Annotated in this window: 10 protein-coding genes; 4 read left to right on the top strand and 6 right to left on the bottom strand. The window is 69.7% G+C overall.

Features of this window, described 5'->3' with window-relative positions:
* Positions 1–70: 70 nt before the first annotated feature.
* The 3 genes from MJ785_RS18235 to nadA all read right to left on the bottom strand — a co-directional run bounded on the left by MJ785_RS18235 (position 71) and on the right by nadA (position 2,886).
* Positions 71–1,048 carry an aldo/keto reductase family protein gene (locus MJ785_RS18235; RefSeq protein WP_239310266.1) on the bottom strand — a complete coding sequence of 326 codons (978 nt, stop codon included), beginning with the start codon at positions 1,046–1,048 and terminating at the stop codon, positions 71–73.
* Between the two features lie 96 nt (positions 1,049–1,144).
* Positions 1,145–1,750 carry a DUF3043 domain-containing protein gene (locus tag MJ785_RS18230; RefSeq protein WP_239381950.1) on the bottom strand — a complete coding sequence of 202 codons (606 nt, stop codon included), beginning with the start codon at positions 1,748–1,750 and terminating at the stop codon, positions 1,145–1,147.
* Positions 1,750–2,886, bottom strand: coding sequence for a quinolinate synthase NadA (gene nadA, locus MJ785_RS18225; RefSeq protein WP_239375539.1), 1,137 nt, complete (start codon positions 2,884–2,886; stop codon positions 1,750–1,752). Before nadA ends, MJ785_RS18230 begins: the two co-directional genes overlap by 1 nt.
* 541 nt (positions 2,887–3,427) lie before the next feature.
* Here nadA and MJ785_RS18220 point away from each other — a divergent pair.
* On the top strand, positions 3,428–3,811 hold the full coding sequence (locus MJ785_RS18220) for an iron-sulfur cluster assembly accessory protein (RefSeq protein WP_239310268.1): 384 nt from the start codon (positions 3,428–3,430) through the stop codon (positions 3,809–3,811).
* 185 nt (positions 3,812–3,996) lie between these two features.
* Entirely contained in the window at positions 3,997–5,001 is a 1,005-nt protein-coding gene (locus tag MJ785_RS18215) for a carbohydrate kinase family protein (protein WP_239381948.1), read from the top strand.
* Here the strand turns inward: MJ785_RS18215 and MJ785_RS18210 are convergent.
* The 3 genes from MJ785_RS18210 to MJ785_RS18200 are packed head-to-tail and all read right to left on the bottom strand — an operon-like array spanning position 4,977 to position 7,043.
* Positions 4,977–5,270 (bottom strand): sulfurtransferase TusA family protein, encoded by a 294-nt coding sequence (locus MJ785_RS18210; RefSeq protein ID WP_239310270.1) that lies wholly within the window; start codon positions 5,268–5,270, stop codon positions 4,977–4,979. The two genes, MJ785_RS18215 and MJ785_RS18210, sit on opposite strands and share 25 nt — an antisense overlap.
* Entirely contained in the window at positions 5,267–6,415 is a 1,149-nt protein-coding gene (locus tag MJ785_RS18205) for a cysteine desulfurase family protein (protein ID WP_239381946.1), read from the bottom strand. The genes MJ785_RS18210 and MJ785_RS18205 overlap by 4 nt, the downstream gene beginning before the upstream one ends.
* 31 nt (positions 6,416–6,446) lie before the next feature.
* The gene (locus tag MJ785_RS18200; RefSeq protein ID WP_239310272.1) at positions 6,447–7,043 is read right to left on the bottom strand and encodes an isochorismatase family protein; all 597 of its coding nucleotides are present in this window, start codon (positions 7,041–7,043) and stop codon (positions 6,447–6,449) included.
* Between the two features lie 120 nt (positions 7,044–7,163).
* Here MJ785_RS18200 and MJ785_RS18195 point away from each other — a divergent pair, with 120 nt between their 5' ends.
* Positions 7,164–7,982: a DUF3097 domain-containing protein gene (locus MJ785_RS18195; protein WP_239381944.1), complete on the top strand. Its 819-nt coding sequence runs from the start codon at positions 7,164–7,166 to the stop codon at positions 7,980–7,982.
* 131 nt (positions 7,983–8,113) lie between these two features.
* Positions 8,114–8,926 (top strand): N-acetylmuramoyl-L-alanine amidase, encoded by an 813-nt coding sequence (locus MJ785_RS18190; RefSeq protein ID WP_239381942.1) that lies wholly within the window; start codon positions 8,114–8,116, stop codon positions 8,924–8,926.
* The last annotated feature ends 336 nt before the right edge of the window (positions 8,927–9,262 follow it).

Genomic DNA, 9,262 nt, shown 5'->3' with positions numbered 1-9,262 from the left:
GATCCACGCCCCTATTGCCGGGCGCTCTTAGCGCGTCCTGGCCGTGAGGCCGTCGCTTCGCGTCCGCTTGTTACACGATGTCCGGGTCGGTGACGACGACATCGCCGAGCACCGCGTCGATCCGGGTCAGGACCTCCGGGTCCAGCGTCACTCCAGAGGCCTTGACGTTCTCGTGAACCTGCTCTGGTCGTGACGCTCCGATAATCGCTGATGCCACATTGTCGTTCTGCAGCACCCAGGCGACGGCCAGCTGCGCGGGGGACAGGCCGACGTCGGCCGCGACCGGCAGCAGGCCCTGGACCCGAGTGAGAACCTCGTCCCCCATCAGCCGCCGGATGAAACCCGCGCCGGAGCCGCTGGCCGCACGAGTCTCCTCCGGCGGCGGGGTTCCCGGCTGGTACTTGCCGGTGAGCACACCCTGCGCGACCGGTGACCAGACGAGCTGGGAGATGCCGGCGGCGCGGGAAGTGGGGATGACCTCCGCCTCGATCTTCCGCCACAGCATCGAGTACTGCGGCTGGTTGGAGATGATCTGGTCGAAGCCGGTCGCGGCGGCGATCTCCACCGCGGCGGCGATCTGCGTGGCGTCCCACTCCGAGACACCCACGTAGAGCACCTTGCCGGCCCGCACCAGGTCCTCGAAGGCCCGCAGGGTCTCCTCCAGGGGCACGGTCGGGTCATAGCGGTGTGCCTGGTAGAGATCGAGATGATCGGTGCGCAGCCGCCGTAGCGAGGCGTGGCAGGACTCGATGATGTGCTTGCGCCCCAGACCGCGATCGTTCGGGCCGGGCCCAGTCGGCCAGAAGACCTTGGTGAACAGCTCGTACGATTCGCGCCGTATCCCCTCCAGGGCCTCACCCAGCACAGCCTCGGCCTTCGTACCCGCGTACACGTCGGCGGTGTCGAAGGTCGTGATCCCGCTGTCCAGCGCGGCGCGTACGCACGAGAAGGCCTGATCCCGTTCGATCTGGTCGCCATGGGTGAGCCAGTTGCCGTACGAGATCTCGCTGACGCTCAGCCCACTGCGTCCTAGTCGTCGATGCTCCACCCGGTCACCCTATGATTCCCGGCACAGAGCTTGAGGCCCGGGTCGTACCGGAGCATCCCGCTCTGTGCCGGCATCATCTGATCACCGCGTGGTCCGTCACCCGTTGCCGACGCGGGTGACGTGCGGCCGCGGCATCCGCCAGCGGGCCGGCAACAGGGCGCGCTGCACGCTGTACGCGCGTACCCGGACCGTCGAAGCCGGGTATTTCTCGGCAACTCTGCGGCTGACCTGGCGCGACAGCACGATCGAGTCGACGGCCACAGCGAGGATTCCCAGCAGCATCAGGTAGGTGGCGATGAGCCGGACGTACACGTTCGGGACGAGCCCACCGACGAAGTACACCGCCGCGGCGACCAGGAAGAACGGCCCCACGTTGCGGCGGGTGTCGACGAAGTCCCGGGCCAGCACACGTTCGGGGAGACGCTCGCGCGGGGGCAGTCTGCTGATGTCCCCGGACATCATCCCGGCCCGGTACTCCTGGCTCTGGCGACGGCGTTCCGCGCGGGACCGGGTACGCGCGTCCTTGCGTGAAGCCGGGGCCGCGAGGACGCCGCCACGGGCGCGTGCCGCGCGTGCCGCGCTGCGCTTCGGGGTCGGGCGTCCCTTGCCCGGCTCGTTTCCGCCGCCGCCGGGCGCAGCCCCGTCGGTGGGTGGGGCGGCGGGCGCGGCCGACGCCGTTGTGCGTCGTTTCAACAGGGCCATCAGGGGAGTGCCAGCATCTGGTCAAGGGCCTTCCGGGCGTGGGCCGCGACATCGAGGTCGACCGTGATGCGGTTGACCGTCTCGCCGCGGGTGAGGGACTCGAGCGCCCACACGAGGTGGGGTAGATCGATACGGTTCATCGTCGAGCAATAACACACCGTACGGTCCAGGAAGACCACGGTCTTGTCCGGATGCCGATGCGCGAGCCGCCGCACCAGGTTGAGCTCCGTGCCCACGGCGAAAGCGCTACCGGGCGGCGCCTCATCGACGACCTTGATGATGTATTCGGTCGAGCCGACCAGGTCCGCGGCGGTGACGACGTCGTACTGGCATTCCGGATGGACGAGCACGGTGACGCGGGGCAGGCGGGCGCGGACCTCGTCCACGCAGGCGCGGCTGAACCGGCCGTGTACCGAGCAGTGCCCCCGCCAGAGGATCATCCGCGCGTCGCGCAGCTGTGCCGTCCCGACACCGCCGCCGGGACGGCGCGGGTTGTAGACGACACAGTCGTCGAGCGACATGCCCATCTCCAGCACCGCGGTGTTGCGGCCGAGATGCTGGTCGGGCAGGAACAGCACCCGCCGGCCGCGGCGCTCGGGCCCGAATGCCCAGGCAAGAGCCCGGCGGGCGTTGGACGACGTGCAGATCGTGCCGGCATGCCGCCCGGTGAACGCCTTGATCGCGGCTGTGGAGTTCATGTAGCTGACCGGCACCGTGTCCTCGGCGAGGCCCGCGTCCGCCAGTGTTTCCCAGGCCTGTTCCACCTGCTCGATCGCGGCCATGTCGGCCATGGAGCAGCCGGCGGCGAGGTCGGGCAGGATCACCTGCTGATGCTCCCCGGTGAGGATGTCCGCGCTCTCGGCCATGAAGTGCACGCCGCAGAAGACGATATGGCTGGCCTCGGGACGGGCCGCGGCCTGCCGCGCGAGCCTGAACGAGTCGCCGGTCACGTCGGCGAAGGCGATGACCTCGTCGCGCTGGTAGTGGTGCCCGAGCACGAAGACGGAGTCGCCGAGCGTCGCCCGAGCCGCCGCGGCGCGGTCGACCAGGTGCGGATCTGACGCCGGCGGCAGCGCGCCGGGGCAGTCGACCCCGGGCTCGCTGCCGGGATCGGCGGCGCGACCGAGCAACAGCATCGCAAGCGGATTCGGGAGTATCGGTGGCGGCGCTGTGACCGATGGCGATGTGACCGGCGGCCCGACCGGCGGAGTACTGGCGGCGCGGCCGAGCGCGGGATTGATCGTCATGCTCGCTCCTCCGGTCGACCGGCCGATGGGGGGCCTGGCCGCCTAGCCTGTGCGCGAATGGTCGATAAGACTCTAACTCGCTATGCGCGCACGTGTCGCAGTCGGCGGGGGGAGTCCGCGATCACAGCCCCCCGGTCCGTGCTTGGTCGTCCGCGGCGCTCCTGCGTACGATGGGAAGGCGATCGCGGCGTGCGGTGTTGCAGGTAGGTGTTGGGGGTGACGGCTACCGCCGCGATGGCATGAACGGCGACATTCACCTGAATGGCGATATTTACCGGCATCTCACGCGGCCGCGTACCGAGCGCGGCCGCTGGCGTGGGGCACACCAATACAGGCCAGACCTGACAACAAGGGCTCGCTGGCCCACCGATGTGCGAGCATGGATTTTCGCGCACTCGCGGGCCCCAAGGGAACCTAGGGAGCAGTCTCCATGACCGTCCAGGACGCGACGACTGACACCGTGACCGGCACGGACACCGTGGCTCGGCCGAATACCGTCATCCTGACCGATGTGGCCTCGAGCAAGGTGAAGAGCCTGCTTGAGCAGGAAGGCCGGGACGACCTCCAGCTGCGGATCGCCGTGCAGCCCGGTGGCTGTTCTGGCATGCGGTACCAGCTCTTCTTCGACGAGCGTCAGCTCGACGGCGACACCGTGCTGGACTTCTCGGGTGTCAAGGTCGCGGTCGACCGGATGAGCAGCCCGTACCTCGGCGGCGCGACGATCGACTTCGTCGACACGATCGAGAAGCAGGGCTTCACGATCGACAACCCGAACGCGGCGGGCTCCTGCGCCTGCGGCGACTCCTTCCACTGATCATATTGCCACGGGGCCGGGTTCGTCCCGTTCCGGCGCGTCAGGGATAGGCAGATGATGGTGTTCGCCTCGACCGGTTTCCGGCTGGGGCGAGCACCATCGCCATGTTCCGGTGGATGTCGCGGCGCCCCGAAGATGAGGCTTTCCGCCAGCGAGCGGCTGTCGACCGGGTAAGCTCGCGTGTCGTGCGCATCGCCGTGACAGGTTCCATCGCCACTGACCATCTCATGCGTTTCCCGGGGCGGTTCGCCGACCAGTTTCTCGCCGACCAGCTTGAACGGGTGTCGCTGTCCTTCCTGGTTGATGATCTGGTTGTCCGGCGCGGGGGAGCGGCGGCCAACATCTGCTATGGCCTCGGGCGGCTGGGGCTTCGCCCCGTCCTGGTGGCCGCGGTCGGTGAGGATTTCGCCGACTACCGTTCATGGCTGGATCGCCACGGAGTGGACACGGATTCGGTACTGGTCAGTGATCTTTTTCACACGGCTCGTTTCGTGTGCACGACCGACAGCGATCTGTGTCAGATTGCCTCCTTCTACCCGGGCGCGATGAGCGATGCTCGCCTGATCGAGCTGGGACCGATCATCGAGCGCCTCGGTGGTCTGGATCTGGTGGTGGTCAGCCCGAACGACCCCGAGGCCATGCTCCGCCACACCGACGAGTGCCGGGATCGCTCCATCGCGTTCGCCGCCGACCCGTCCCAGCAGCTTGCCCGCATGGACGGCCCGGAGATCCGCCGGCTTGTCGAGGGGGCCACCTGGCTGTTGTGCAACGCATATGAGAAGAGCTTGCTGGAGAGCAAGACCGGCTGGTCGGATGCGCAGGTACTGCAACGCGTAGGGACGCGGGTCACCACCCACGGCGCCGACGGCGTCTCGATCGAGGCTGTCGGCGAGCCGCCGCTCCACGTACCGGTCGTGCCGGCCAGGGTGACGCCCGATCCGACGGGTGTCGGTGATGCCTTTCGTGCCGGTTTCTTCGCCGGTCTCGCCTGGGATCTGCCCCAGCAGCGGTCCGCGCAGCTCGGCTGCCTGCTCGCGACACTCGCGTTGGAGACGATCGGCACCCAGGAGTACGACACCATCCCGGACGACCTGGCCAAGCGGCTTTTGGAGAGCTATGGGCCCAACGCCGTCGCGGAGATCGCCCCGCATCTCCCGGTGAGTGATCAGGAACAGCGGCGGACGAGGTAGGCCGTTCCCCCGCTGGCCAGTTCGCGGGTCGCGACCAGCGTGTTGGCGCGCATCCGGCACCAGGCGGGGATGTCATACGCGGCGGCTGGGTCGTCTGCCCACAGCTGTAGGTCGGCGTTGACGTCGACCTCGCGGATCCGGCGCGCGAGCTCGATGACGGGTAGCGGGCACCGGTGCCCGCGTGCGTCCACGGTGAGCTGGGCGCCATCCCACGCGGCGCCGTGGCCGCTGTGGCCGGCGGCGCTCGTACCGGCGTCGGATGGCGTCACAGGCTGACAGCCCCGGCCCGCTCCCGGACCCGGGCAACCGCGTCCGGCAGGATCGCCAGCAGGGTGTCCACGTCTGCCGCGCTGGATTCACGACCGAACGACACGCGGATGTTGCCCTGGGTCAACGCGCCCATCGCCGCCAGCACGTGGCTCGGGGCGAGCGTGTCCGATACACAGCTCGATCCGCTGCTGACGGCGATCCCCGCCCGGTCCAGCTCCCCGAGCAGCGACTCCCCGTCCACGTACAGGCAGGAGAAAGTAAGCAGATGCGGCAGCCGACCGGCCGCATCAGGGTCGCCGAGCAGCTCGACATCCTTGACGAGGTGGGGGATGCGGGTGCGCAGCCGCTCGATGTAGCCGGCCAGGCGCGGCGTCTCAGCGGTGATCTCAGCGGCGCGGGCATGCAGGGCCGCGGCCGTCGCGACGATGGCCGCGACGTTGGGGAAGCCGCTCACCCGGCCACCCTCGCGTTCGTCCGCGGGCAGCGGGTTGACCCATCGGCACCCGGTCCGTACCACCAGGATGCCGACCCCCGCCGGCCCGCCGAACTTGTGCGCGCTGGCGCTGAGCAGATCGGCGCCGAGGGCGCGGACGTCCACGGGGATCCGCCCGACCGACATGGCCGCGTCCACATGCAACGGGACGCCCGCGGCGTGCAGCACACCCGCGGTCGCGGCTACCGGCTGAATGGTTGCGACCTCGTGGTTGGCATGTTGCAGGCTTGCCAGGGCGGTATCCGGCGGGGGAGCGAAATCCGCCGGGTCGACCCGGCCGAACCGGTCCACGCCGACGGTGTCGACGGTGCCGCCGGCGTCTTCGTGCCACTGCGCGGCGTGCAGAACGCAGGAGTGCTCAACGGCGCTGACCAGCATCCGTCTCCCTGACCGGCGGCGGGCCTGGGCCGCGCCAAGAACCGCGAGCTGGGCCGCCTGCGTGCCGGACGAGGCGAAACTGACCTCGTCGGGACGGGCACCGATGACCGCGGCGACGGTCTCCCGCGCGGCGTCGAGCAGCAGGCGGGCGTGGCGGGCGTCGCGGTACAGGCGGGCAGGGTCCGCCCAGCCGTCGTCGAGGGCAGCCAGCAGCGCTGTACGGGCCGCGGGATGCAGGACGGCCGTGGCCGCGTGGTCGAGGTAAGCCGGCACGTTCCCACGGTATTGCGGCGGCCGTGACCGTTCACTGGTCGGGAACCACCACGACGCCGGCGTCGCGCAGATCGGCGATGGCCTGCGTGTCGTCGCCGGGCTGGAGCGTGACGAACCGGGTCAGCGCGAGCGGCACCACCACCTGATAGCCGAGTGCCCGCCCGTCGAGAGCCGTTGCCTTCACGCAGTAGTCCCCGGCGAGGCCGACCACGACAATCGTGGTGATGTCGCGGGTAGCGAGAATCCGGTGGAGCTCGGTCGCCTGCGCGGCGTCGGTGAGCGGATCCCGGACGGTGAATCCCGAGTAGCCGTTCTCGCCGCCCGTCCCTTTGCGAACCACCGTTCCGTCCACCCGCAGCATCGGATGCAACCGTGCGCCCACGCTCTCCCGCACGCAGTGCGGCGGCCAGATGCCTCCGCTGGTGGAGAAGTGCGGGGTGGTGGGCGGATGCCAGTCCTGGGTGTAGACGACCGGCGATCCCGCCGCCACCGCCTGCTCGATCTCGGCATTGACAGCCGGTATGATCTCTTCGCCGCCGGGGACGTACAGGCTGCCTTCGGGCGCGGCGAAGTCGTTCTGGATGTCGATCACCAGCAGGGCGACACCCGGTCGGTATCTCTCGGTCATAGGTTGATTCTGGGACGTCGGCCCAGCCGCGGCGCGCGCGCCTGCGTGTTCGGATCCACGGGTGAACGACGAGGCACGCGGACGGCACGCGCCCGCGAACGGCCGGGCTACAGTAGGCGGGTGCGCAGCAGAGACTACGGGCCTGATGTGCTGGCGCGGGAGAAGCGCACGCGGCCCGCGCCGCCGCCCACGGTCGAGGCGGACCGGGAGCTGGTGGTTGAGGACGCCGCCACCGGCTTCTGCGGCGCGGTTGTAGATGTTGAAGCGGGCGGTGTGCTGCTTGAGGACCGGCATGGCCGACGCCGGGCTTTCCCGCTTGCGCCCGGGGCCTTCCTGCTCGACGGCCGGCCGGTAACGTTGATCAGGCCCCAGCGGGCGGCACCCACGGGCCCCGCCCGCACCGCGTCCGGCTCCGTGGCCGTTCGCGGCCACCCGGCGCGGGTCGCGCGGGCGAGCCGGATCTACGTGGAGGGACTGCACGACGCGGCGCTCGTCGAGCGCATCTGGGGTGATGATCTTCGGATCGAGGGTGTCGTCGTGGAGTCCCTCGATGGCGTGGATGATCTTCCCGCTGTCGTCGCGTCCTTCCAGCCGGGGCCGCGCCGCCGCCTCGGGGTCCTCGTCGACCATCTGGTTGCCGGTTCCAAGGAGAGCCGGATCGCCGCGGCTGTGACCTCACCGCACGTGCTGGTGACCGGGCATCCCTACGTCGACATCTGGCAGGCGGTGAAGCCGGCTTCCGTGGGCATCGCGGCCTGGCCGCGGGTGCCCCCGGGCGAGCCGTGGAAAGAAGGCGTGTGCCGCGCCCTCGGGGTCGCCGAGCCGGTGGACATGTGGCGTCGGGTGCTCGCCAGCGTGCGTTCCTACACCGACATCGAGGTGGGTCTTCTCGGCGCGGTCGAACGCCTCATCGATTTCGTGACAGCGGCGGCCCCGTGACGACGGGCCTCCCCGCCCCGCGGACGCATGGCGCGGGCATGGCCACCATGACACGTGTCCCCCCGGCTGCCCGCGGCCGGCAAGCCGTGCTGGGGCGGCGCTAGATGCCTTCGTGGCCGCGAGCGTTCGCTGTGGCCGTCACGGTTTTCGTAATAATGGTCGGGGGCTTCGCGGCCCGCGGCGTGTTACCTGGTTTGTCCAGTTTGCCCGGGTTCATGGCCCGGCAGCGGACGGATGCCGCCGCCGCGGGGCTGTCGCCGCCGGGCCAGAGCTCCCTGCGGGGACGCACGGTCCTGCTGGACCCCGGGCACAACGGTGGGAACGCGGCGGCGGCCGCGGTGATCGCACGCAAGGTGGACGCGGGCGGCATCGACAAGGAGTGCGATACCGCGGGTGCCGAGACCAACGCCGGATACCCGGAACACGCCTTCACCTTTGACGTCGCCGTCCGGGCCGCCGCGATCCTGCGCGAACGCGGTGCCACGGTCGTGTTGACCAGGACGGACGACTCCGGGGTCGGCCCGTGCATCAACGAGCGGGCGCGGATCGGCAACGACGCGCATGCCGATGCGGCGGTGTCCGTGCACGCCGATGGCGGGCCGCCGGAGGGCACCGGGTTTCACGTCATCGCCCCGAGCCTCAGCCCGGATGGCGGGAACGCCGGGATTATCGTCCCATCAGCACGGCTGGCGGATGTGCTGCGGAGCAGGTTCGAACGGAACACCGGCGAGCCCCGGGCCGACTACGTCGCGGACACCGGGCTGTCGTTCCGCGCGGACCTCGGTGGGCTGAACCTGTCACGGGTGCCCAAGGCGTTCATCGAATGCGCCAACATGCGCAACCCGGACGACGCCGCCCGGGTCTCGGACGCCACCTGGCGCCAACGTGCTGCGCGGGGTATCGCCGACGGCATCGCAGCCTTCCTCGTCCCGTCCGCGTCCTGACCGGTCCCCCGCGCTTCCGCCGCCAGGCCAGGCTGATTGTTTCCGGCTGGCGGCTTCCGGGAAACAGCTGGCTTCAGGAAACAGGCCACCAACGGCATGGAAAAATGACTGAGCATCTTTCGGCCCGCTGAGCGAAAAATCGAACGACCGGAAGAAGAGCGCCGCTCGAAGGCAGCACGCCGTGAAGCGGAACTGAGGTGGGCGATACTGGGACCGCCCACCTCGGAAAGTTCCTGCCCTGCGACGGCATTCCCCGCTCGATGGTTGCGCTTGAACACCAGTTTCAATCCGACTCGGAAAGTTCCTGCCCTGCGACCCTTGGTGGGGGGGACGTAC

Origin of the sequence: Protofrankia sp. CiT1 (genome assembly GCF_917627335.1) — a bacterium.
Taxonomy (GTDB): Bacteria; Actinomycetota; Actinomycetes; order Frankiales; family Frankiaceae; genus Protofrankia.
Note: the sequence above shows the minus strand (reverse complement) of the source record. Positions and strands in the feature narration are given on the sequence as shown.

Excerpts from the sequence above, each read along its gene's own strand:
- MJ785_RS18200 (WP_239310272.1), bottom strand. The coding sequence starts at position 7,043 with ATGACCGAGAGATACCGACCGGGTGTCGCCCTGCTGGTGATCGACATC.
- MJ785_RS18220 (WP_239310268.1), top strand. The coding sequence starts at position 3,428 with ATGACCGTCCAGGACGCGACGACTGACACCGTGACCGGCACGGACACC.
- nadA (WP_239375539.1), bottom strand. The coding sequence starts at position 2,886 with ATGCTGTTGCTCGGTCGCGCCGCCGATCCCGGCAGCGAGCCCGGGGTC.
- MJ785_RS18230 (WP_239381950.1), bottom strand. The coding sequence starts at position 1,750 with ATGGCCCTGTTGAAACGACGCACAACGGCGTCGGCCGCGCCCGCCGCC.